This is a genomic window from Actinoplanes auranticolor, from assembly GCF_018332655.1.
GTDB classification, from domain to species: domain Bacteria; phylum Actinomycetota; class Actinomycetes; order Mycobacteriales; family Micromonosporaceae; genus Actinoplanes; species Actinoplanes auranticolor.
Genome location: NZ_BOQL01000003.1, coordinates 31,296 through 54,299, shown reverse-complemented (window position 1 = coordinate 54,299; position 23,004 = coordinate 31,296). Strand labels below are relative to the sequence as shown.

The 23,004-nt window shown below is 70.6% G+C and carries 20 protein-coding genes, 1 tRNA gene and 1 pseudogene; 19 read left to right on the top strand and 3 right to left on the bottom strand.

Annotated elements, in window-relative coordinates; all coding sequences use genetic code 11:
• Positions 1-102 precede the first annotated feature (102 nt).
• Together metG and Aau02nite_RS01295 are read left to right on the top strand one after the other, a co-directional pair.
• Positions 103-1,899, top strand: coding sequence for a methionine--tRNA ligase (metG, locus tag Aau02nite_RS01300; RefSeq protein ID WP_212986418.1), 1,797 nt, complete (start codon positions 103-105; stop codon positions 1,897-1,899).
• A gap of 155 nt (positions 1,900-2,054) precedes the next feature.
• Positions 2,055-3,257, top strand: a complete 1,203-nt coding sequence (locus Aau02nite_RS01295; RefSeq protein ID WP_212986417.1) for a PKD domain-containing protein — start codon at positions 2,055-2,057, stop codon at positions 3,255-3,257.
• A 51-nt stretch (positions 3,258-3,308) separates the two neighbouring features.
• Here the strand turns inward: Aau02nite_RS01295 and Aau02nite_RS01290 are convergent, their stop codons facing one another.
• The gene (locus Aau02nite_RS01290) at positions 3,309-4,352 is read right to left on the bottom strand and encodes a hypothetical protein (protein WP_212986416.1); all 1,044 of its coding nucleotides are present in this window, start codon (positions 4,350-4,352) and stop codon (positions 3,309-3,311) included.
• A 77-nt stretch (positions 4,353-4,429) separates the two neighbouring features.
• Between Aau02nite_RS01290 and Aau02nite_RS01285 the strand changes: the two genes are divergently transcribed.
• A complete protein-coding gene (locus tag Aau02nite_RS01285; protein WP_212986415.1) occupies positions 4,430-5,338 on the top strand; it encodes a TatD family hydrolase in 909 nt (302 codons plus the stop codon).
• Here the strand turns inward: Aau02nite_RS01285 and Aau02nite_RS01280 are convergent, their stop codons facing one another.
• A complete protein-coding gene (locus Aau02nite_RS01280; RefSeq protein ID WP_212986414.1) occupies positions 5,339-5,758 on the bottom strand; it encodes a hypothetical protein in 420 nt (139 codons plus the stop codon).
• 81 nt (positions 5,759-5,839) lie between these two features.
• On the opposite strand from Aau02nite_RS01280, the gene rsmA reads away from it, so the two are divergent.
• From rsmA to Aau02nite_RS01255, 5 genes are all read left to right on the top strand, one after another.
• Positions 5,840-6,739, top strand: coding sequence for a 16S rRNA (adenine(1518)-N(6)/adenine(1519)-N(6))-dimethyltransferase RsmA (gene rsmA, locus Aau02nite_RS01275; RefSeq protein ID WP_212986413.1), 900 nt, complete (start codon positions 5,840-5,842; stop codon positions 6,737-6,739).
• A complete protein-coding gene (locus tag Aau02nite_RS01270) occupies positions 6,736-7,311 on the top strand; it encodes a Uma2 family endonuclease (RefSeq protein ID WP_212986412.1) in 576 nt (191 codons plus the stop codon). Before rsmA ends, Aau02nite_RS01270 begins: the two co-directional genes overlap by 4 nt.
• Entirely contained in the window at positions 7,308-8,255 is a 948-nt protein-coding gene (locus Aau02nite_RS01265; protein ID WP_212986411.1) for a 4-(cytidine 5'-diphospho)-2-C-methyl-D-erythritol kinase, read from the top strand. Before Aau02nite_RS01270 ends, Aau02nite_RS01265 begins: the two co-directional genes overlap by 4 nt.
• A gap of 7 nt (positions 8,256-8,262) precedes the next feature.
• The gene (locus Aau02nite_RS01260) at positions 8,263-10,065 is read left to right on the top strand and encodes an ABC-F family ATP-binding cassette domain-containing protein (RefSeq protein ID WP_212986410.1); all 1,803 of its coding nucleotides are present in this window, start codon (positions 8,263-8,265) and stop codon (positions 10,063-10,065) included.
• A 102-nt stretch (positions 10,066-10,167) separates the two neighbouring features.
• Positions 10,168-10,635 (top strand): DUF4383 domain-containing protein, encoded by a 468-nt coding sequence (locus Aau02nite_RS01255; RefSeq protein ID WP_212986505.1) that lies wholly within the window; start codon positions 10,168-10,170, stop codon positions 10,633-10,635.
• A gap of 4 nt (positions 10,636-10,639) precedes the next feature.
• Here the strand turns inward: Aau02nite_RS01255 and Aau02nite_RS01250 are convergent, their stop codons facing one another.
• Positions 10,640-11,239, bottom strand: a complete 600-nt coding sequence (locus Aau02nite_RS01250; RefSeq protein ID WP_246594819.1) for a TetR family transcriptional regulator — start codon at positions 11,237-11,239, stop codon at positions 10,640-10,642.
• Positions 11,240-11,436: 197 nt separating this feature from the next.
• Between Aau02nite_RS01250 and Aau02nite_RS01245 the strand changes: the two genes are divergently transcribed.
• From Aau02nite_RS01245 to Aau02nite_RS01195, 11 genes and pseudogenes are all read left to right on the top strand, one after another.
• On the top strand, positions 11,437-12,279 hold the full coding sequence (locus tag Aau02nite_RS01245) for a helix-turn-helix domain-containing protein (protein WP_212986408.1): 843 nt from the start codon (positions 11,437-11,439) through the stop codon (positions 12,277-12,279).
• 47 nt (positions 12,280-12,326) lie between these two features.
• A tRNA-Gln gene (locus Aau02nite_RS01240) sits at positions 12,327-12,398 on the top strand.
• A 144-nt stretch (positions 12,399-12,542) separates the two neighbouring features.
• Positions 12,543-14,017 (top strand): annotated as a pseudogene (glmU, locus tag Aau02nite_RS01235) (bifunctional UDP-N-acetylglucosamine diphosphorylase/glucosamine-1-phosphate N-acetyltransferase GlmU); the annotation flags it as partial.
• Positions 14,018-14,050: 33 nt separating this feature from the next.
• On the top strand, positions 14,051-15,031 hold the full coding sequence (locus tag Aau02nite_RS01230; protein ID WP_212986406.1) for a ribose-phosphate diphosphokinase: 981 nt from the start codon (positions 14,051-14,053) through the stop codon (positions 15,029-15,031).
• Between the two features lie 373 nt (positions 15,032-15,404).
• Entirely contained in the window at positions 15,405-16,043 is a 639-nt protein-coding gene (locus Aau02nite_RS01225) for a 50S ribosomal protein L25/general stress protein Ctc (protein WP_212986405.1), read from the top strand.
• An 81-nt stretch (positions 16,044-16,124) separates the two neighbouring features.
• Entirely contained in the window at positions 16,125-16,712 is a 588-nt protein-coding gene (gene pth, locus Aau02nite_RS01220) for an aminoacyl-tRNA hydrolase (protein ID WP_212986404.1), read from the top strand.
• Between the two features lie 539 nt (positions 16,713-17,251).
• A complete protein-coding gene (locus tag Aau02nite_RS01215; RefSeq protein ID WP_438841087.1) occupies positions 17,252-18,652 on the top strand; it encodes a sugar transferase in 1,401 nt (466 codons plus the stop codon).
• A 19-nt stretch (positions 18,653-18,671) separates the two neighbouring features.
• On the top strand, positions 18,672-19,559 hold the full coding sequence (locus Aau02nite_RS01210; RefSeq protein WP_212986402.1) for a 3'(2'),5'-bisphosphate nucleotidase CysQ: 888 nt from the start codon (positions 18,672-18,674) through the stop codon (positions 19,557-19,559).
• A 45-nt stretch (positions 19,560-19,604) separates the two neighbouring features.
• The gene (gene cysD / locus Aau02nite_RS01205; protein ID WP_212986401.1) at positions 19,605-20,516 is read left to right on the top strand and encodes a sulfate adenylyltransferase subunit CysD; all 912 of its coding nucleotides are present in this window, start codon (positions 19,605-19,607) and stop codon (positions 20,514-20,516) included.
• Positions 20,516-21,814: a sulfate adenylyltransferase subunit CysN gene (gene cysN / locus Aau02nite_RS01200; RefSeq protein WP_212986400.1), complete on the top strand. Its 1,299-nt coding sequence runs from the start codon at positions 20,516-20,518 to the stop codon at positions 21,812-21,814. The genes cysD and cysN overlap by 1 nt, the downstream gene beginning before the upstream one ends.
• Positions 21,815-21,935: 121 nt before the next feature.
• Entirely contained in the window at positions 21,936-22,952 is a 1,017-nt protein-coding gene (locus Aau02nite_RS01195; protein ID WP_212986399.1) for a LacI family DNA-binding transcriptional regulator, read from the top strand.
• The last annotated feature ends 52 nt before the right edge of the window (positions 22,953-23,004 follow it).

Sequence of the window (23,004 nt, the reverse complement as noted above, 5' to 3'; positions counted from 1 at the left end):
GGTTTCCGTGGTGATCAGGGAGATGCGGGGCGTGTCGGGACAAAAAGGGCGGTCCGCCAGCCGTTCGCAGGCCGGAAGCCGAGGTCACTACGCTTGGTGCTTATGAGCCACGTTCTCGCCGCGGTCGCCTGGCCCTACGCCAACGGCCCGCGCCACATCGGTCATGTCTCCGGCTTCGGGGTGCCCTCCGACGTTTTCAGCCGGTACATGCGGATGTCCGGGCACGACGTGCTCATGGTCTCGGGGACCGACGAGCACGGCACGCCGATCCAGGTCCAGGCCGACGCGGACGGGGTGACGCCCCGTGAGCTCGCCGACCGCTACAACCGGGTGATCGTCGAGGACCTGCACGGCCTCGGCCTGTCGTACGACCTGTTCACCCGGACCACCACCGGCAACCACTACGCCGTCGTGCAGGAGCTGTTCACCGGCCTGCACGCCAACGGTTACATCGTGGCCAAGACGACGCTGGGCGCGATCTCGCCGTCGACCGGCCGCACCCTGCCGGACCGCTACATCGAGGGCACCTGTCCGATCTGCGGCTACGAGAGCGCCCGCGGCGACCAGTGCGACAACTGCGGCAACCAGCTCGACCCCGAGCAGCTGATCAATCCCCGGTCCCGGATCAACGGCGAGACGCCGCAGTTCGTCGAGACCGAGCACTTCTTCCTCGACCTGCCGGCGTTCGCCCAGTCGCTGGGCAAGTGGCTGGACGCGCGCGAGGGCTGGCGCCCCAACGTGCTGAAGTTCTCCCGCAACCTGCTCGACGACCTGCAGCCGCGGGCGATCACCCGGGATCTCGAGTGGGGCATCCCGATCCCGCTGGACGGCTGGCGGGACCGGCCGGACAAGCGCATCTACGTGTGGTTCGACGCGGTCATCGGCTACCTGTCGGCGTCCATCGAGTGGGCCCGCCGTTCCGGGGACCCGGAGGCGTGGCGGCAGTGGTGGTCGGCCGACGCGCAGGGCAAGGACGCACTCGGCTACTACTTCATGGGCAAGGACAACATCGTCTTCCACTCGGTGATCTGGCCGTCGCTGCTGCTCGGCTACTCGGGCACCGGCGACAAGGGCGGTGAGCCGGGCTCGCTCGGCGCGCTCAACCTGCCCACCGAGGTCGTCTCCAGCGAGTACCTGACCATGGAGGGCCGCAAGTTCTCCTCGTCGCGCAAGGTCGTCATCTACGTCCGCGACTTCCTGGAGCGCTACGACGCCGACGCCCTGCGCTACTTCATCGCGGCCGCCGGCCCGGAGTCCAACGACACCGACTTCACCTGGGCCGAGTTCGTCCGGCGCAACAACGACGAGCTGGTCGCCGGCTGGGGCAACCTGGTCAACCGGTCGATCTCGATGGCCGCGAAGAACTTCGGCGCGATCCCGCCGGCGGCCGACCCGCAGCCGGAGGACCTGGCCCTGCTGGCCTCGGTGCGCGAGGGCTTCACCAGCGTCGGTGAGCTGATCGGCAAGCACCGGCAGAAGGCCGCGATCGGCGAGGCCATGCGGCTGGTCGCCGAGGCCAACAAGTACCTCTCCGACCAGGCGCCGTGGAAGCTCAAGGACGAGGCGTCCAAGCCGCGGATGGGCACGGTACTGGCCACCGCGCTGCAGGCCATCAGCGACCTGAACACGCTGCTGACGCCGTTCCTGCCGCACTCGGCGCAGAAGGTGCACGAACTGCTCGGCGGCACCGGGGTGCACGCGCCCATGCCGTCCATCGTGGAGGTGGACGACCTCGACGGCGGCCCGGGTTACCCGGTGCTCACCGGCGACTACACGGTCGGCGCCCGGTGGGAGTCGGTGCCGCTGGTGGCCGGCACGCCGCTGGCCCCGCCGAAGCCGGTCTTCCGCAAGCTCGACCCGTCGGTCGTCGAGGAGGAACTGGAACGCCTCGGTTCCTGACCCCTTAACGGATTGATCAGTCTTGTGGTCGTCGGGTACCTTCAGCGCGAACCACGGGGGATACGCAAGCGTTTCATCGGTACGGCGGCGTCCTGACGTTGCCGCCGTACCGGTGACGCGTCTCCATCGTGGGGTCGACCCCTCGAAGGAGCTTGATGAACTCACGTCTTTCGCGCCCGCTGCTGGCCTTCGCCATCAGCGGCGCACTGGTGGCCGGCGGCAGCCTGATCGCCGGACCCGCCTCGGCCGATCCCAACCTCCCGCAGCCGACGTCGGCGGACTCCGCCGCGGCGCAGGACGAGCCGACGCCGGACCCCACCGACACTGTGGAACCCACCCCGGATCCGACGGACACGACCGAACCGACCCCGGACCCGACGGACACGACCGAACCGACCCCGGATCCGACGGACACCGTGGAGCCGGCGCCGGACACGGCCGCCCCGGTCGGCAAGTTCTCGCTGAACTCGCGGGCGCTGTGGATCGGTCAGTCGGTCAGCCTCACCCAGGGTGCGGTCACTGACGACACCAGCGCTCCGGAGCAGGTCACCCGCGTCGCGGCCTGGGGTGACGGCACGTCGACCCCGCTCGCGGCGGACACGGCGCAGTACACCCACAAGTACACCAAGAACGGCAAGTTCACGGTCACGGTGACCTACTCGGACGCCGCCGGCAACACCAGCACGGCCACCTCGACCGTCACCATCACGACGCCGGGCAAGTTCAAGTTCAGCAAGACCACGGTCTGGGCGCACGAGCCGTTCATGGTCACGTTCTCCAACGTGCCGAACGGCACCACGAAGATCGTCTTCAACCAGGGCGACGGCTGGGTGGTGACGCTCAAGGGCAAGAACCAGAGCGCCTGGATGTACTACTACACCCGTACGAACGGCAGCTACATCCGGGGAGCCGTCACGTCGAAGGCGACCTTCTACAACAAGTACGGCGCCTCGTCGCCCATCGTGGTGGGCAAGGTCACGGTGAAGCCGGACGGCTGGAAGCCGACCACCACCGTCAAGAAGCCGAAGAACAGCAACCGGATCAAGAGCTGGAAGTACGCCACCGGCACGGCCAAGGACAAGGGCTCCGGCGTGTACCGCGTCGCGGTGTTCGCCTCCCGCCTGACCGGCAGCAAGTACTACTGCTACAGCTCGAACCAGACCTGGAAGCTGGTCAAGACCGACGCGCAGGCCGAGAAGTACTGCGTGGCGCACTACGTGAAGGCCAAGAAGGGCAAGTGGACCCTGCGGCTGAAGGGCGTGGCCAAGGGCACGCTGTGGGTCGACGCGTCGACTCAGGACGTGTCCAGCAACTGGGGCAAGTTCGCCACGGTCAAGGCGAAGGTCACCCGTAGCTGATCACCTCGTACGCGAAAGGGGCCGGCTGATGCCGGCCCCTTCTCCGTGTGCTCAGGCCGGTCCCAGCCGGTACGGCAACTCGGCGATGTGGTGGTCGGCCAGCTCCCGCATCGGCGCCCACACCTCGTAGACGCCGCGTTCGTAGCAGCGCGCCCCCACGGCGGCGACCGCGTCGGCGTCCGGGCGCACCAGCCGCAGCCGGGCCCAGCTGTCGTCGCGCTGCAGCACCCAGCACGGGACCGTGCGCCACAGGGCCTTCTCGGCCCGTCGGCTCAGGGTCGTCACCGGATAGCGGGCCGCGCGGGTCAGCGCCCGGGCCCGGAACTCCTCCGGCGGGTCGGCCACCGCCTGGTACTCGTGATCGTTGATCCGGCCGATCAGCCGGGCCGAGCCGGCGTCGGTGCACGGCACGTACTCGCGGTCCGGGCTCACCCCGGGCAGCCCCTCCAGCAGGTGCCGCCAGCGCGGGCCGGCCAGCCGCAACCAGCCGTGCTGCTCCGGCTGGTACGTGTACAGCACCACCTCGTCGCCGGTGCCCGGGTAGGCCAGCAGCTGCGCGTTCGCCGGCAGCGGCAGGTCGGCGAAGTCCGCGGTGACGAACTCCGGGATCAGGTCGTCGGTGCTCGGCGTGAAGCCGGTGCCCAGCACCATCGGACCGATCCGCGAGTGGGCCGGCAACGCGGACAGACCGGGCTGGACGTTGCCCATCGGGATCTCGTAGTCGCTCGGGTCGACCGCGCGCCAGCGCAGCGCGTACGCCACCTCCGGGTCGCCGGCCCCGTCGGTGCGCAGCAGGCCCAGCTCGGCGGGCAGGCGCAGGTGGGCGATGTCGCAGGCGCGGTAACAGAAGCCGTACGGCATCCAGCCGGCCAGGTGACCGGCGAACTGGGCCGCGGACAGCACCTTGGTCATCCGGGTGCCGCGGCGTACGGCGGCAGTGGCCCGGATCCGCTGCAGCACCGCGTCGTCGCGGTGGCCGGCCGACTGGGCCATCGACTGCACGCGTTCCCAGGTCAGGTCGCGGCGCAGCGGAGCCGTCAGGGGCGGCTCGAGAGGGTCGGTACCGACGTCGGCTGCCTCACCGGTCACGGTCACGAGAGCAAACTAGGCCCGGCGGGTGTACTGAGGATGAACGCCGGGTTACCCGTGGTGCTGTGTGATCCTGGACAGCGATGAACACTCCTCAGCCTTCCGAATCGCGCGCGCGGGCAGCCCGGCGCGCGGGTGAGTTCCCGCCCGCGCCGGAGCCGCTGGCCGTTCCGGTCTTCGACAGCCACACCCACCTCGACATCACCGTGCACGAGGCCGGCGTGCCCGGCGGGAGCGGCCCGGGCGGCGCCGGCGCCGACGACCCGGTGCAGGCCCTGATCGACGCGGCCGCCAAGTCCGGTGTGGACCGGCTGCTGCAGGTCGGCGTCGACGTGGCGTCCTCGGTGTGGAGCGCCGACCTGGCCGAGCGCAACCCGTCGGTGCTGGCCGCCGTGGCGCTGCACCCGAACGAGGCGCCGCGGCTGGCCGACCTCGACGAGGCGCTGCGCGAGATCGAGGCACTCGCCGCCCAGCCCCGGGTCCGCGGCCTCGGCGAGACCGGCCTGGACACCTTCCGCACCGGCGACGAGGGACGCGCCGCGCAGGAGCTCAGCTTCCGGGCCCACATCGCGATCGCCAAGCGGTACGCCAAACCGCTGATCATCCACGACCGCGAGGCGCACGCCGACGTGCTGCGCGTGCTCGACGAGGAAGGCGCCCCGGACGTCGTGGTGCTGCACTGCTTCTCCGGCGACGCCGGCTTCGCCGCCGAGTGCGTGCGCCGCGGCTACCTGCTCAGCTTCGCCGGGACGGTCACCTTCGCCAGCGCCGGCCACCTGCGCGAGGCCGCGGCGCTGACCCCGCCCGGGCAGCTGCTGGTGGAGACCGATGCGCCGTACCTGACGCCGGTGCCGTACCGGGGACGGCCCAACGCCTCGTACCTGATCCCGCTCACCATGCGGGCGCTGGCCGAGACCACCGGCACCGACCTGGACGCGCTCTGCGCGGCCGTCTCGGCCAACGGCGAGCGCGCCTTCGGGCCCTGGCGCTGATCAGGCCAGCGGATACGCGGCACAGTCGAGCTGCTCACCCAGCCCGCCGAGCAGCTTGGCGAACGCCGTGGGCGCCGCCGCCAGCGGCCCCCGGGAGACGAACCGGACCGCCCAGCGGTGCCCCGGCGCCACGTTGAAGATGCGGTAGAGCACCAGCGAGCCGCGCTCGTCCGGCTCGACGCTGGTCACGCCGCGATACCACCACTCGCCCTGCTGGACGACCGAGCGGGCGGCGCGGTCGAGAGTCACCGTGATGGTGCTGCCCTCGAGAGTGACGGTGAACTCATCACCGCGCGCCGGGGTCGCCGAGCCGGTCGTGGCCAGCGGCGAGCGCCCACCGGGCCGGGCGTCGAGCAGCACACCGGCGACGTCGTCCGGGGCGGCTTCCACCACGCCGCGCAGCTCGAGCAGCTCGGTCATGACCTCGTTCTACCGTGTCCGGCCGGTCACCGCTGCCCCGTGCCGTCCCGTCACTCCCCGGCGGCCGTAGGCTCTGACCTCATGGCTGACGCACTGCTCGGCCCGGCGGAGATCCGGGAGCTCGCCGCGCGCCTCGGCGTCGCGCCGACCAAGAAGCTCGGCCAGAACTTCGTGCACGACCCCAACACGGTCCGCCGGATCGTCGCCGCGGCCGCCCTGACCAGCGACGACGTGGTCCTGGAGGTCGGACCCGGGCTGGGCTCGCTGACGCTGGGACTGCTCGGCACGGCCGCGCACGTGCACGCCGTCGAGCTGGACCCGGTGCTCGCCGCCGCGCTGCCGGCGACCGTGGCCGAACGCGCTGATGTCGCCGGACTGACCGTGCACCACGCCGACGCGTTGCGTATCCGCGCGGCCGAGCTGCTGCCGGCGCCGACGATGCTGGTGGCGAACCTGCCGTACAACGTGGCGGTGCCGGTCGTGCTGCACCTGCTGGCCGAGCTGCCGACGCTGCGCGGCGGCCTGGTGATGGTGCAGAAGGAGGTCGCGGACCGGCTGGTGGCCGGCCCCGGCTCGAAGGTGTACGGCGTCCCGTCGGTCAAACTCGCCTGGTACGCCGAGGCGCGCGCGGCCGGCAAGGTCCCGCCCGCGGTGTTCTGGCCGGTGCCGAACGTGGATTCGGGCCTGGTCGCGTTCGCGGCCCGTACCCCGCCCGCCGGGGTGGACCGCCGGACGGTCTTCCAGGTGGTCGACGCGGCCTTCGCCCAGCGCCGCAAGACGCTGCGCGCCGCGCTGGCCGGCTGGGCCGGAGGCCCCGCAGAGGCCGAGAAGGTCCTGGTCACCGCCGGGGTCAGCCCGCAGGCCCGCGGCGAGTCACTCTCGGTGCAGCAGTTCGCCGCGATCGCGGCTGCCGCCACCGGCCCGGGGTACGGCGGTAAGCTCAGCGCGTCCGGCAGGCGGCACGAGGAGGTGGACTCATGACAGCGCAACCCGCAGGTCGCGTCATGTGGACCCTTGATCCGGTCAAGCAGCGGATGGCGGCCTACACACTCGAGGACGTCTTGTCCCTGCCCGAAGACGCCCCCCGCGTCGAGCTCCGCGACGGAGTCATGATTGTGGTCCCCTCGCCATCAATCGGTCATCAGCAAATCGGCAACTTGCTGTGGATGTGGTTGCGGCAGCACGCGCCCGACCACTTCGAGCCGGCGACCGCGGTCGGCGTGGCAGTCGGCTTGAGAGACAGCCTCGAACCGGATGTGTTGCTCCTGCGTCGTCCGCTCACGCTCACGCATCACTTTCTGCTGCCGGACCAGACCGTTGTCGTGGTGGAGGTTGTCTCACCCGGCACGAGGCGCCGCGATCGGATGGAGAAACCCGTCATCTACGCCGCGGCCGGCATCCCGCATTACTGGCGCATCGAGCAGGACCCGGTGCACGTCTTCGCCTACGACCTGGTCGGCGGCAGCTACGAGCTGGTCGCAGACTCAGCGGAGGAACTGGTGCTGACGGCGCCGTTCGAGATCCGGCTGCCGATCGCGGACATCACTCCGTGACGGAGGCGTGGGGGCCGGACGACGACAAGCCCCGCCGGTTCGCCGGCCCGGTGAAGGTCCGCGTGCCCTCGAAGATCAACTTGCATCTCGGGGTCGGCCCGCTGCGCGCCGACGGCTTCCATGAGCTGAACACGGTCTACCACGCGATCAGCCTGTTCGACGAGCTGACCGCGCGCCGTGGGGACACCCTCGCTCTGACCATGGAAGGCGAGGGCGCCGGCGAGCTCGCCCTCGACGACAGCAACCTGATCATGCGGGCTGCCCGGGCGCTGGCCGCCAAGGCGCGCGTACCCGCGCATGCCCGGCTGCACCTGCGCAAGTCGATCCCGCTCGCCGGCGGCCTGGCCGGCGGCAGCGCCGACGCGGCCGCCACGCTGCTCGCCTGCGACCTGCTCTGGGGCACCGGCTACAGCAAGGACGAACTGGCCGAGATCGGCGCCGAGCTCGGCTCGGACGTGCCGTTCCTGCTGCACGGCGGCACGGCCCTGGGCACCGGGCACGGCGAGACCGTCAGCCCGATCCTGGCCCGGCCGACCACCTGGCACTGGGTGGTCGCCATCGCCGACGGCGGGCTGTCCACCCCCGAGGTCTACCGCGAGCTGGACCGGCTGCGTGACAGCGCGTGGCCGCCCACGGCGCTGGAGAGCGCGGACGAGCTGATGGGCGCGCTGCGCCAGCGCAAACCCGAGGTGCTCGGCGCCGCGCTCGCCAACGACCTGCAACCCGCGGCTCTGTCGCTGCGCCCGGCCCTGGCCGACGTGCTCAAGGCCGGCTACGACGCGGGTGCCGTGGCGGGCATCGTCTCCGGCTCCGGACCCACCTGTGTGTTCCTCGCCACCGACGGCCCGCACGCCGAACGGGTGGCCGCGCGCCTGAACGAGGCCGGGGTGTGCCGCACCGCCCTCACCGCGCGCGGACCGATGCCAGGGGCCCGGGTAACCTAGAGGCATCGTGGCCAACATCATCAATCTGGACCGGGTGAACAAGGGCTACGGAGCCGCCGGTCAGCTGCTTACCGACGTTTCCCTGGGGCTGGACGACGACGCCCGGGTGGGCATCGTCGGCCTCAACGGGGCCGGCAAGTCCACCCTGCTGCGCATGCTCGCCAAGCTCGAAGAGCCGGACTCCGGCCGGGTCACGCACCGCCGTGACCTGCGCGTCGCCGCACTTCCGCAGACGCTGACGCTCGCCCCCGAGGCGACCGTCCGCGATGTCGTGCTGGGCACCGCCTGGCTCAGCGAGGGCATGGGCGCCGAGCACGAGTGGGCCGGCGACGCCGGCGTCCGCGAGATCCTCAGCGGCCTCGGCATGGGTCACCTCGGGCTGGAGACCGCGGTCGGGCCGATGTCCGGTGGCGAGCGCCGCCGGGTCGCCCTGGCCGCCCTGCTGGTACGCGAGTCCGACCTGCTCATCCTCGACGAGCCCACCAACCACCTGGACGTGGCCGGCGTCGACTGGCTGGCCCGCTACCTGCTCGGCCGGCGCGGCTCGCTCGTCGTGGTCACCCACGACCGCTGGTTCCTCGACGCCGTCTGCACCGCGACCTGGGAGGTCGTCGACGAGCAGGTCTACGCGTACGAGGGCGGCTACGCGGCCTGGACCCTGTCCCGGGCCGAGCGCCTGCGGGTCGCCGCCGCGGTGGAGTCCCGCCGGCAGAATCTGCTCCGCAAGGAGATCGCCTGGCTGCGCCGCGGCCCGCCCGCCCGCACCTCGAAGCCGCAGTTCCGCATCGACGCCGCCAACGCGCTGATCGCCGACGTGCCGCCGGTCCGCGACCAGGTGAGCCTGCAGCGGCTGGCCACCACCCGGCTCGGCAAGCAGGTCTACGACCTGGAGGACGTCACCCTGCAGGCCGGCCCCAAGCCGATCTTCCAGAACCTCACCTGGCAGGTCGGTCCGGGCGACCGGATCGCCATCCTGGGCGCCAACGGCGCCGGCAAGACCACCCTGCTGCGCCTGCTCGCCGGGATCACCAAGCCCGACGGCGGGCGGCTGGTGACCGGCTCGACGGTGCGGGCCGCGTTCCTCTCCCAGGAGCTCCGGGAGCTGCCCGGGCACCTGCGGCTGCTCGAAGCGGTCGAGGAGGTCGCCCGGCGTGTGCAGCTCGGCGACCGGGAGCTCTCCGCGGGCCAGCTCGCCGAGGTCTTCGGCTTCACCGACAAGCGGATCTGGACCCCGGTCAGCGACCTGTCCGGCGGCGAGCGGCGGCGCCTGCAGCTGCTGCGGCTGCTGGCCGCCGAGCCCAACGTGCTGCTGCTCGACGAGCCCACCAACGACCTCGACACCGACACGCTGGCGTCGCTGGAGGACCTGCTCGACTCGTGGCCGGGCACCATGATCGTCGCCAGCCACGACCGCTACCTGGTCGAACGCGTGACCGACACGGCGTACGGGATGTTCGGTGACGGCCGGCTGGTGCACCTGCCCGGCGGCATCGACGAATACCTGTCCCGGGCCGGCAACCCGGCCGCCCCGCCCGGCGAGCTGCTGACCACCGGCGGCAAGGCCCCGGCGGCCACGTCCGGCATGTCGGCGGCCGAGGTGCGCGCCGCCCGCAAGGACCTGTCCCGGCTGGAACGCCAGGTGGCCAAGCTCGACGAGCGCATCGTCAAGATCAACGAGAGCCTGGCCGTGCACGGCAACGACTACGACAAGATCATGGAGCTGGACGCCCAGCTCAAGGCCGTACAGGAGGAGCGCGGCCAGGTCGAGGAGGCCTGGCTCGAGCTCGCCGAACGCGTACCCGAAAGCTGAGCCGCACCCCCGGCGGCACCATGATCCGGGGGTGCCCCTGCGGGGACTCCGGCGATGCGCGAGAATCGCCTACGACACCACCCGACGTTGGAGACGGACACCATGGGACACAATCCGGTCAACCACCCGCTGCGGCCGATCTACCGCGCTCTGGGCGCGCTGACCGGCGCATACCTCGTGCTGTTCGGCATCCTCGGCGCGATCGTCACCGCCGACAAGGGCCTGTTCGGCAACGGCGAGGACCGCGTGCTCGGCCAGGAGACCAACCTCTTCTGGTCCCTGGTCAGCGTGCTGATCGGCGCCATCGTGCTGATCGCCACCCTGCTCGGCCGCAACTCCGACATCGTGGTCGACCGGTACTTCGGCTGGGGCCTGCTGGTCGTCGGCAGCTACGAGCTGGCGGTCATCCGCACCGACGCCAACTTCCTGAACTTCAGCATCTCCACGGTCGTCGTCACCTACCTGATCGGCCTGGTGCTCATCATGGCCGCGTACTACTGCAAGGTCGCCCCGCCGGAGGAGACCAGCCCGCCGCGCCAGTCCCGCGAACGCCAGTCGCAGTCCGCCTGACCCCTCACCGGGGCCGGGTCAGCAGGGCCGGCTTCGCCTCCAGGTGGGAGAGCCCGTTCCAGGCCAGATTGACCAGATGGGCCGCCACCGTCTCCTTCTTCGGCTTGCGGGCCTCCCGCCACCACTGACCGACCAGCGCCACCATCCCGACCAGCGCCTGCGAATACAGCTCGGCGAACTTCGGATCAAGGGCGCGCGCCTTGAACTCGGCGGCCAGGATGTGCTCCACCTGATGCGCCACATCGTTCATGACGCTGGAGAAGTTCCCGCCCGGCGACAACACGGGTGACTCCCGCACCAGCACCTGGAAACCGTGCGGCTCCTGGTCGATGTAATCCAGCAACGCCAGCGCCGCCTGCTCCAGCAACTCCCGCGGATGCCCGGCCGTCAACGCCGCCGCGATGCGATCCAGCAACGCCCGCACCTCCCGGTCCACGACCACGGCGTACAGGCCCTCCTTGCCGCCGAAGTGCTCGTAGACCACCGGCTTGGACACCTTCGCGCGGGCCGCCACCTCCTCGATCGAGGTGGCGTCGAAACCGCGCTCGGCGAACAGCTGCCGCCCGATCACGATGAGCTGCTCGCGCCGCTGCGCAGCCGGCATCCGGACCCGGGCAGTGCCCTTCGTGGACGCGGCGGCGGCTCGGCGTCCACGCCGGGCGCGCGGCTCGTCGCCGGAATCGCTCTGGTCTGTCACCCGGCCATCCTGCCAGCCTGCCCGCGTCTGCCACGCCCTGCGCGCCCGGCGCGGGCCTCAGTGCGACGCATAACAACTAGTCGGGCGACAAGTAGGATATCGACATGCGCTTACCTCTTGAGGAAGATCCGCGCGCCGAGGCGCGACGCCTCCGGGTCGATCCCGGACTGTCCCTCTCCCAGCTGATGAAGCACTTCGGAGTCGGGAGCGCCACGCTGACCGACTGGCTGCGCGGAATCGAGCCACCGGGCTGGACGAGGCGGCCCAACGCCAAGGACGACCTGCGAGCGCGGGCGCTCGAACTGCGCGCGCAGGGCTGGTCCGTCAACGACCTCGCGACCGAGATCGGGGTCGCGAAGTCGACAGCTCACGCATGGGTGAAACACATACCGTTGGATCGCGACAGTGAGCGTGCACGACGCAAGCAGGAGCACGCCGCGGTGATGGCGGCGGGCCGCTGGGACGCCAAGCGGGAGGAGCGGGACCGGCGTCAGAGCGAGGTGCACGCCCAGGCGGCGCACGTCGTCGGTGAGCTGTCGGACCGGGACCTGCTGATGATCGGCGCCGCGGTGTACTGGTGCGAAGGTGCGAAATCCAAGCCTTGGCGCCGGGTCGACCGGCTGACCTTCATCAACAGCGATCCCGGGCTGATCGCACTGTTCCTTCGTTTCCTGGCCGTCTGCGGCCGGGATGCGGAGTCCGTGAACTACCGGGTGCACATCCATGAGACGGCTGACGCGGAGGCGGCCGTCGCGTGGTGGGCCGAGCAGTTGCAGGTGCCGCGCCGGCTCTTTCAGCGGCCCACGATCAAGCGCCATGCGCCGGCCACCCGGCGGGCCAATACGGGTAGTGACTATCACGGCTGCCTGGTCGTGTCGGTTCCCCGATCGCGTGAGCTGTACTGGCGGGTGGAGGGAGTGATGGCCACGTTGACGCGGCTGACATAGTAGATTTCGGCAATCGGTCGCAGACGATAGTGTGGCGACCGAACCAATCGGCCGTGGTGAAATAGGCATCACCTTCGGTTTTGGTCCGAAAGTTCCGGGTTCGAACCCTGGCGGCCGAGCTTGTTTTATGGTAGGGGACTCAGGTCTTGAGTCCGTGCGGCTGAGTTAGCGCCGCTTGCACCGCCACTGCGATCAATGGAGTCCGCGTGAGCCAGGCCCGGAGCCGTACCGTTGTCGTTCTCGCCGCCGGTGAGGGCAAGCGGATGAAGTCCGCCACGCCGAAGATGCTGCATCCGCTGCTCGGGCGCACCCTGCTCGGGCACGTCCTGCACGCCGCCGAGGCCGCCCGGGCCTCGCGCACCGTCGTGGTCGTCGGGCACAAGGCCGACCAGGTCCGCGCGCACCTCACCGAGATCGCCCCCGGCGCCACCCCGGTCCTGCAGGCCGAGCAGAACGGCACCGGGCACGCCGTCCGAATCGCCCTGGACGCCATTCCCGAGGCCACCGGCACCGTCGTGGTGCTCAACGCCGACGTGCCGTTGCTGCGGCCCGGCACCGTCGAGGCGCTGGTCGCCGCGCACGAGTCGACGAGCCGGGGTGCGACCGTGCTGGCCGCCGAGGTGCCCGACCCGACCGGGCTGGGCCGGATCGTGCGTGACGGTGACGGCAACCTGGAGCGCATCGTGGAGGAGCGGGACGCTTCGGCCGAGGTGCGGGCCGTCCGTGAGGTGAACGCCGGGATCTACGCCTTCGACGCCGCGTTGCTGCGGGAGGCGCTGGGCAAGCTCTCCACCGACAACGACCAGGGTGAGGAGTATCTGACCGACGTGTTCGGGCTGCTCGCCGCGGTCGGGCACGCGGTGGGGGTGCACGTGGCCGCCGACGCGCTGGAGACCCTGGGGTGCAACGACCGGGCCGAGCTGGCGCGGCTGCGGGGGCTGTTGCGGGACCGGATCAACACCGAGTGGATGCGCGCCGGGGTGTCGATCCTCGATCCGGCGACGACCTGGATCGACGTGACGGTGACGCTGGAGCCCGACGCCGTGGTGGATCAGAATTCGCAGTTGCAGGGGGCGACGACGGTGGCGACCGGCGCCGTGGTCGGCCCGGACACGACGCTGATCGACACGGTGGTGGCTTCCGGTGCCACGGTGCTGCGGACCCATTGCATCGGCGCGCAGATCGGGCCGGACGCCACTGTGGGCCCGTTCTCGTTCCTGCGGCCGGGGACGCGGCTGGGTCGCAAGTCCAAGGTCGGTGGCTTCGTCGAGACGAAGAACGCCGAGCTGGGGGCCGGGGCCAAGGTGCCGCACCTGACGTACGTGGGTGACGCGACGATCGGGCCGAAGGCCAACATCGGGGCGGGCACGATCTTCGCCAACTACGACGGGGTGAACAAGCATCACACCACCGTGGGCGAGGCGGCTTTCGTCGGCAGTGACACCGTGCTGATCGCTCCCGTGGAGATCGGTCCGGGGGCGTACGTGGCTGCCGGCAGTGCGGTCGCCAAGGACGTGCCGGCGGGCAATCTGGCGGTCACCCGGGCGCCGCACCGCAACGTCGAGGGCTGGGTGGCCCGCAGGCGCCCGGGCACCGTCTCGGCCGAGGCTGCGGATCGGGCCGGGAAGCCGGAGACTGAGGACACCGGCGCGTAACCGGCGCAAGCTGGGGTGAGGCATCCCACGACCGGGCCGCCGTTCGCGGCGCCGGCCTGGCCGCGGGTGATACTTCAGGTGACAACCCCCTCGATTGCACGGGAGCGGACGAGCCGATGGGCAGCATCGTCGCGGAGAACCGTAAGAGTTTGATGCTTTTCTCCGGCCGGGGCTTCCCGGAGCTGGCGGAGGAGATCGGGCAGGTGCTCGGCGTAGCGCCGACCCGGTCCGACTCGTACGAGTTCGCCAACGGAGAGATCTTCGTCCGGTTCAAGGACTCGGTGCGGGGCTCGGACGCTTTCGTGGTGCAGTCGATGACCGCGGGTATCAACACCTGGGTCATGGAAACGCTGATCATGGTCGACGCGCTGAAGCGGGGGTCGGCGAAGCGGATCACGGTCGTGCTGCCGTTCTATCCGTACTCGCGGCAGGACAAGAAGCACCGCGGCCGGGAGCCCATCTCCGCGCGGCTGATCGCGGATCTGTTGAAGACGGCGGGGGCCAATCGGATCCTCACCGTGGATCTGCACACCGCGCAGATCCAGGGCTTCTTCGACGGTCCGGTGGACCACCTGTTCGCGATGGACATCCTCGCGGAGCACATCATCAAGAAGTTCGAGGGCCGGCCGATGACGGTCGTGGCCCCGGACTCGGGCCGGGTGCGGGTGGCGGAACGGTGGACGGACCGGCTGGGCGGGTGCCCGCTGGCGTTCATCCACAAGACGCGGGACCCGTCGAAGCCGAACCAGGTGGTGGCCAACCGGGTGGTCGGTGAGGTCGAGGGCCGGGTGTGCCTGATCGTCGACGACATGATCGACACCGGTGGCACGATCACCAAGGCCGCGGACATCCTGTTCGATTCGGGTGCCGCCGACGTGATCGTGGCGTCGACGCACGCGTTGCTGTCGGATCCGGCCACCGAGCGGTTGAAGAACAGCCGGATCAGTGAGCTCGTGGTGACCAACACGCTGCCGCTGCCGGCGGAGAAGCAGCTCGACAAGATCACCGTGTTGTCGATCGCGCCGCTGCTGGCCCGCGCGATCCGCGAGGTCTTCGACGACGGCTCGGTCACCACCCTGTTCGGCGGCCTGAGTTGACCGTTCCCACCGCGAGATGGGGGAGCTGACCGTCGCCACCACGAGGTGGGGGATCGGCGCGGAGCGGGCGTCCGGTTTGTGGCGGGAAGTAGCTTGATCGGCGATGCAAGTTGCATTCGTGCGGGTGAAATTTCCGCAGGGAGAGTGATCCGGCGGGACCCGCCGGTCCGCCCGCCGGAGTGGCAGGTAAGCTGGTGCGGTTGCCACGGCGAGGGTGCCACGCGGTCTGCTGCAGTTTGCAGAGTTCGCTTGAGGCACCGTGATCGACGCGGTGCTCCGGGCCTGTGCCCGCGCGCCCCTTCGCCGAGCGCCGAATGCCCGCAGCCCGCCGACTTCTCACGCCGCCCGTTCCAACGTTTTCAGGAGTATCCCCGTGTCCGAGGTAAAGATCAGCGCCGAGCCCCGTACCGAGTTCGGCAAGGGTGGTGCCCGCCGCACGCGCCGGGCCGGCCTGGTGCCTGCCGTGCTGTACGGACACGGCGAGGCCCCCGTCCACATCGCGCTGCCCGCCCGTGAGTTCGCCGCCGCGATCCGGCACGGCGGTCTCAACCAGGTGTTCACCATCGACGTCGTCGGTGGCACGGGCGCGACGCTGGCCCTGCCCAAGGCGATCCAGCGTGACCCGATCAAGGAGACGTACGAGCACGTCGACCTGATCATCGTCAAGCGTGGCGAGAAGGTCCAGGTCGACGTCCCGGTGACGCTGGTCGGCGAGGCCGCCCGCAACACGCTGATCGTCAACGAGTCCAACACGCTGGCGGTCACCGCCGAGGCGATGCACCTGCCGAGCGGCTTCGAGGTCTCGATCGAGGGCCTGGAGGCCGGTTCGCAGGTCACCGCGGGTGACGTGACGCTGCCCGAGGGCACCGAGCTGGCCGTCGACGCCGACTTCGTGCTGGCGATGGTGACCGCGGCGCAGACTGCCGAGCAGCTCGAGGGTGACTCCGCCGACGCCGGTGAGGCCGCGGCCGCCGCCGAGGCCGACGGGACCTCCGAGGACGCCGCGTCCTGAGCTAGCACCGCCTGATCCGAGAACCGCGATCTGCAGGGAAAGTGCCGACGGCACTTTCCCTGCTGTCGTAAGGAGAGCTTGATGACCGAGGACGCACCCTGGCTGGTGGTCGGCCTGGGCAATCCCGGCCGCGAGTACGCGGGTAACCGGCACAACGTCGGTTTCATGGTGGCCGACCTGCTGGCTTCGCGGGTGGGCGGCAAGTTCGGCCGGCAGAAGCGTGCGGTGGCCGAGGTGGCGGAGGGCCGGCTGGGCTTCGGTGGCCCGAAGCTGATCCTGGCCAAGCCGCTGACCTTCATGAACCTGTCCGGTGCGCCGGTGGTGGCGCTGGCCCAGTTCTTCAAGGTGCCGGTGGACAACATCGTGGCCGTGCACGACGAGCTGGATGTGCCGTACGGGCAGGTACGGGTGAAGCGCGGCGGCGGTGAGGGTGGTCACAACGGGCTGCGTTCGATGTCGAAGTCGCTCGGCAGCAAGGAGTACGCCCGGGTCCGGTTCGGCATCGGCCGGCCGCCGGGGCGCCAGGATCCCGCCGACTACGTGTTGTCGGATTTCGCCGGGGCGGAGCGCAAGGAGCTGGAGTTCCTGGTGGACCGGGCGGCGGACGTGGTGGAGGCCGTGGTGCTCGAGGGTGTCGAGTGGGCGCAGAACAAATACCACGGAAGCTGATGGGATACTGCCAGAACGGACAGATCGATTAGGCTGTTTTGTCCGTCTAACGGTCCCGTGACGCCTCCCCCGGTTAGCGCGTTGGTCACGTAGCGCACCCAAACGGTGTGCGGACACCACGCGGTACGGGGGAGGTTCGGGTGCGGCAGGAACTCTCCGAGAGCCACGAGGCGACGTTGGGTGAGCCGACGGTGGTGCTGCCGACGGTGCAACGCCGTGACGTCGTCCCGTCGGAGCCGCCGGAGCAGCACGGTCCGGCCAACCATCCGCCCGGCAACCACGGCCCCCGTCCGCACCGGCCGTCGCCGTACCGGGCTCGTAACAGCAAGATCCTGTCGCCGGCCCGGCCGGCCGGGGACGACGCCGGTGAGGACGTCGCTGACAACGCGCCGCCGCTGGCCGGTGCCGGTGGCCGGGTTCCCGCCGGCCGGGCCCGCAACCGGGCCGTCGAGCGGCACTGGTCGGCCGAGCCCAACCGCTCCTCCGCGGCCCGCCCGGCGAGCCGGCCGTTCGTCCGGGTCCGGGGCCGGCACGCGGCGATGTCGCGGCGTCAGCGCTGGGAGCGGCAGTACGTGCGCACCCTGGTCCTCTGTGACCTGCTCGCCGGCATTGCCGCGGGCGCGGTGACCTTCGGGCTGCGCTTCGGCGACGAGGTGACCACCTACAACCGGTCGTATCTGTGGCTGTCGGCGCTGCTGCCGCTGGCGCTGCTGGCCGTGCTGGTGGTGAGCCGGGCGTACGAGCGTCGTTTCCTGTTCGTCGGCACGGACGAGTACCAGCGGGTGATCCGGGGTGGGATCGGCCTGATCGCGGGTGTGGCCGTCGTGTCGTACGCGCTCGATCTTGATCTGGCCCGGTCCTACGTCCTGGCCGCGCTGCCCACCGCGATGGTCTCCGCCGTGGTCCTGCGGTTCGCCCTGCGCAAGCGGCTGCACATCGCCCGGTCCCGCGGCGAGCGGCTGCGCCGGGTGATCGTGGTCGGTCACGAGCTGTCGGTCATCGGCATCACCCGGCAGCTGCGCCGCGAGCGGTACCACGGGCTGGAGGTGGTCGGCGCGTGCCTGCCGCCGGACCACGACGGGGTCATCGACCTGCCGGTCTTCGGCACCTTCGACGATGTCGCGACCGCGGTCGACGCCGCCGACGCGGACACCGTGGTGGTGCTGAGCTGCCCGGAGCTGGACGGCGCGGCGCTGCGCCGGCTGGCCTGGCGCCTCGAGCGCGACGAGGTCGACCTGGTGGTGGCGAGCGCCCTCATCGACGTCGCCGGGGCGCGCACCACGATCCGGCCGTTCGACGGGCTGCCGATGCTGCACGTCGAGCATCCGCGGCTGCACGGCGGCGCCCGGATCGTGAAGGACCTCGTGGACCGGGTCGGGGCCCTTGCGCTGCTCGTTCTCTTCGGTCCGTTGCTGCTCGGGGTCGCACTCTGCGTCCGGGTGACTTCACGCGGCCCGGTACTCTTCCGTCAGGTGCGGGTCGGGCGTGACGGGTCCGAGTTCCGCATCTTCAAGTTCCGCAGTATGTACGTCGACGCCGAGGCCCGGCTGGCCGAGCTCCGGCATCTCAACGAGCACGACGGTGTGCTCTTCAAAATGCGCGACGACCCGCGCGTGACCCCGGTCGGCCGGTGGTTGCGGAGGCTGTCCCTGGACGAGCTGCCGCAACTGCTGAACGTGATCGCCGGGCAGATGTCGCTGGTCGGGCCACGGCCGCCGTTGCCGTCCGAGGTTGCCGTCTACGCCGACGACGTGCGCCGCCGTCTTGCCGTCAAGCCGGGCATGACGGGCCTATGGCAGGTTTCCGGACGATCGGACCTGTCGTGGGAGGAGACGGTACGGCTGGACCTTCGCTATGTGGAGAACTGGTCCCTCAGCTTGGACCTGGTGATCCTTTTGCGCACCATGACGGCCGTGGTCCGGTCGTCAGGGGCCTACTAGACCGACAGGGAGCGGGTACATGAGCGAGCAGACAGGGACGTCGGCGCGCATAGCAGGCCAGCGGGAGCCCGCCGGGGACAGCGGCACGCCGCCGGTCATCGACGCCGCGTTCGCGCGCTGGCTCGCCGACCGCGCCGGCCAGGTGCTGCTCAAGGTCCGCGAGGAGGTCGGGTACGCCGACGGCAAGCTCCTCAAGAACGCCGGCGACAAGGCCGCCCACGATCTGCTGCGCGCCGAGCTCGCCCGGTGGCGCCCGGCCGACGCCGTGCTCTCGGAGGAGGACGACCACTCCCGGGTGGCGTGGGCGGACGACCGGCACGACGCCGTACGCCCGGACCGCCTGGACGCCTCCCGGGTCTGGATCATCGACCCGCTGGACGGCACCCGCGAGTTCTCCGAGGAGGGCCGGTCCGACTGGGCCGTGCACGTCGCCCTGTGGACCGCCGACTGTTCCCGGCCCAGCTGCCTGGCCGCGGGCGCCGTGGCGATGCCGGCCCAGCACCGGACGTTCGCCACCGACCACCCGCCGGCGTACCCGCCGCTGCCGCTGGGCGCCGCGACCGGTGGCCCGATCCGGATCGCCGCCAGCCGTACCCGCCCGCCGGCCTTCGTCACCGCGCTGGCCGAGGACATCGGGGCCGAGCTGGTCCCGATGGGCTCCGCCGGGGTGAAGATCGCGGCGGTGATCAACGGCGACGCGGACGCCTACGTGCACGCGGGCGGCCAGTACGAGTGGGACAGTGCCGCCCCGGTGGCTGTGGCGTCGGCCACTGGACTGCATGCTTCCCGTATCGACGGAACTGCGCTGAAATACAACCAGGCCGATCCGAAGTTGCCGGATCTGGTGGTCTGTCGCAAGGACCTTGCGCCCCGTCTGCTCGCAGCGTTGCAGCGACACCTCCCATAAATCCCCCCGGATGAATTCGGCCGACACTGGAAAGGTCTGGAATCCATGAGCCAGACGAAGCCCTACCGCGTCTCGCATCTCGACGCCCTCGAGGCCGAGAGCGTCTTCGTCATGCGTGAGGTCATGGCCGAGTTCGAGCGGCCGGTCCTGCTCTTCTCCGGCGGCAAGGACTCGATCGTGATGCTGCGCCTGGCGGAGAAGGCGTTCGCCCCCGCGCGCATCCCGTTCCCGGTCATGCACGTCGACACCGGGCACAACTTCCCCGAGGTGCTGGAGTACCGCGACACCCGCGTCGCCGAGCTGGGGCTCAACCTGGTGATCGCCAGCGTGCAGGAGGCCATCGACTCCGGCCTGGTGCGGGAGCTGCCCGACGGCACCCGCAACCGGATCCAGACCCCGGTGCTGCTCGCCGCGGTGGAGAAGTACCGCTTCGACGCCCTCTTCGGTGGCGCCCGCCGCGACGAGGAGAAGGCCCGGGCCAAGGAGCGGATGTTCAGCTTCCGCGACGAGTTCGGCCAGTGGGACCCGAAGAACCAGCGCCCCGAGCTGTGGTCGCTCTACAACGGCCGGCACCACCCCGGCGAGTCGATCCGGGTGTTCCCGCTGTCCAACTGGACCGAGCTGGACGTCTGGCACTACATCGCCAAGGAGCGCATCGCGCTGCCGAGCATCTACTACGCCCACGACCGTGAGGTCGTCGAGCGCGCCGGGATGTTCTACGCGGTGAACGAGTTCATCGTGCCCCGGGACGGCGAGACGGTCGAGACCCGCCGGGTGCGCTACCGCACCGTCGGCGACGCGTCGCAGACCGCCGCCGTGCTGTCCGAGGCCGACACGGTCGACAAGGTCATCGACGAGGTCGCGGCGACCCGGATCACCGAGCGCGGTGCCACCCGGGGCGACGACAAGGTCAGCGAGGCCGCGATGGAAGACCGCAAGCGGGAAGGCTACTTCTGATGAGTCAGGCAGTTCTGGAGCCGGACGAGGCGACGGCCCGTCCGATGGACCTGCTGCGGTTCGCCACCGCGGGCAGCGTGGACGACGGCAAGTCGACGCTGATCGGCCGCCTGCTCTACGACACCAAGACGATCTTCGCCGACCAGCTCGAGGCGGTCGAGGCGGTCAGCGCCGCGCGCGGCGACGAGTACACCAACCTCGCGCTGCTCACCGACGGCCTGCGCGCCGAGCGGGAGCAGGGCATCACCATCGACGTGGCGTACCGCTACTTCGCGACGCCGCGGCGCAAGTTCATCATCGCCGACACCCCCGGGCACATCCAGTACACCCGCAACATGGTCACCGGCGCCTCGACGGCCGACCTGGCGCTGATCCTGGTCGACGCCCGCAAGGGCCTGGTCGAGCAGTCCCGCCGGCACGCGTTCCTGACCAGCCTGCTGCGGGTGCCGCACCTGGTGCTCTGTGTCAACAAGATGGACCTGGTCGACTGGGACCGCGGTGTCTACGAGAAGATCGCCGACGAGTTCACCTCGTTCGCGGCCAAGCTCGACGCGCCCGACCTGACGGTCATCCCGATCTCGGCGCTGGACGGCGACAACATCGCCTCCCGCTCCGAGAAGAGCCCCTGGTACGAGGGCCCGTCGCTGCTGCACCACCTGGAGCACGTGCACATCGCCTCGGACCGCAACCTGGTCGACGTGCGGTTCCCGGTGCAGTACGTGATCCGCCCGCAGTCCAAGGACGTGACCGACTACCGCGGCTACGCCGGACAGGTCGCCTCGGGTGTGCTCAAGCCCGGTGACGACGTGATGGTGCTGCCGTCCGGGATGACCAGCAAGATCGCCGCGATCGACACCGCGGACGGCCCGGTCGACGAGGCGTTCCCGCCGATGTCGGTGACGGTCCGGCTGACCGACGAGATCGACATCTCCCGGGGCGACATGATCTGCCGGCCGAACAACGCGCCGGCGGTCGCCCAGGACGTCGAGGCGATGATCTGCTGGATGGACGAGACGGCGCCGCTGCGCGTCGGCGCGAAGTACACGATCAAGCACACCACCCGTACGGCGCGCACGGTGGTCCGCGGCCTGCAGTACCGCCTGGACGTGAATACGCTGCACCGCGACGAGGACGCGCCGCAGCTGGGCCTGAACGAGATCGGCCGGGTGAAGCTGCGCACCACGGTGCCGCTGCTGGCCGACGAGTACCGCCGCAACCGCACCACCGGCGGCTTCATCCTGATCGACGAGTCGAGCAACCGTACGGTCGGCGCCGGCATGATCATCGAGGCCCAGTAGGCCGGACCCGGCAGGCGATGGACGCACGCCGCCCCGGCCCGCGCCAGGAATGGGTGGGACGGGGCGGTTTCCATCGTTGTATAGTCCGGGCGCAGCCGGGCGATGAGAGTGGGCGAGGCCGGTGCCTCCGGGTCTGAAGGACGTAGCCGCACAGGCGGGCGTGTCGATCAAGACCGTCTCCAATGTGGTCAACGGCTACGTGCACGTCGCCCCGGAGACCCGCGCCCGGGTGCAGCAGGCGATCGACGCGCTGGGCTACAAGCCGAACATGGCCGCCCGGCAGCTGCGCAGCGGCCGGTCCGGGGTGATCGCGCTGGCGGTGCCCGAGCTGCAGTCGCCGTACTTCGCCGAGCTGGCCGGGCGGATCGTGCACGCGGCCGAGCGCCGCTCCTGGACCGTGCTGATCGACCAGACCGACGGGCACGCCGAGCGGGAGCGCAACCTGGTCGCCGGGCTGCGCCGGCATGCGATCGACGGCCTGATCTTCAGCCCGCTGGCGCTGGCCGGTGAGGAGCTGGCGCGCGGCGGCGACGAGACCCCGATGGTGCTGCTCGGCGAGCGGGTGTGGCACGGTCCGGCCGATCACGTCGCGATCGACAACACCGCCGCGGCGGCCGACGCGACCCGGCACCTGGCCGAGTCGGGACGGCGGCGCATCGCGGCGATCGGGGCGCAGGACTTCCCGTCGGCGGTGACCGCTCAGCAGCGGCTCGCCGGTTACCGCGCGGCGCTGGAGCAGGCCGGGCTGCCGGCTGATCCGGCGCTGGTCGCCGAGGTGGAGAGCTTCCACCGCGCCGACGGTGCCGCCGCGATGGCCCGGCTGCTGGACGGCCCGCGGCCGCCCGACGCGGTGTTCTGCTTCAACGACCTGCTCGCCCTCGGGGCCGTCCGCACGTTGCTGGAACGGGGTTACTCGGTGCCCGGCGACGTTGCGGTGATCGGCTTCGATGACATCGAGGACGGCCGGTTCAGCACGCCGACCCTGAGCACCATCGCTCCGGACCTCGGCCGGATCGCCGAACTCGCCGTGGACCTGCTCGCCGAGCGCCTCGGTGAGGGTGAGGCGGCCACCGCGGCTCCCCGCGAGCTGCGGGTCAGTCACCGCCTGGTGGCGCGGGAGAGCACCTTAGGCAGCTAAGCACCACAAATCGCATCGTCCCAGGTAACGACCATGTGTCGACCTCTTTACA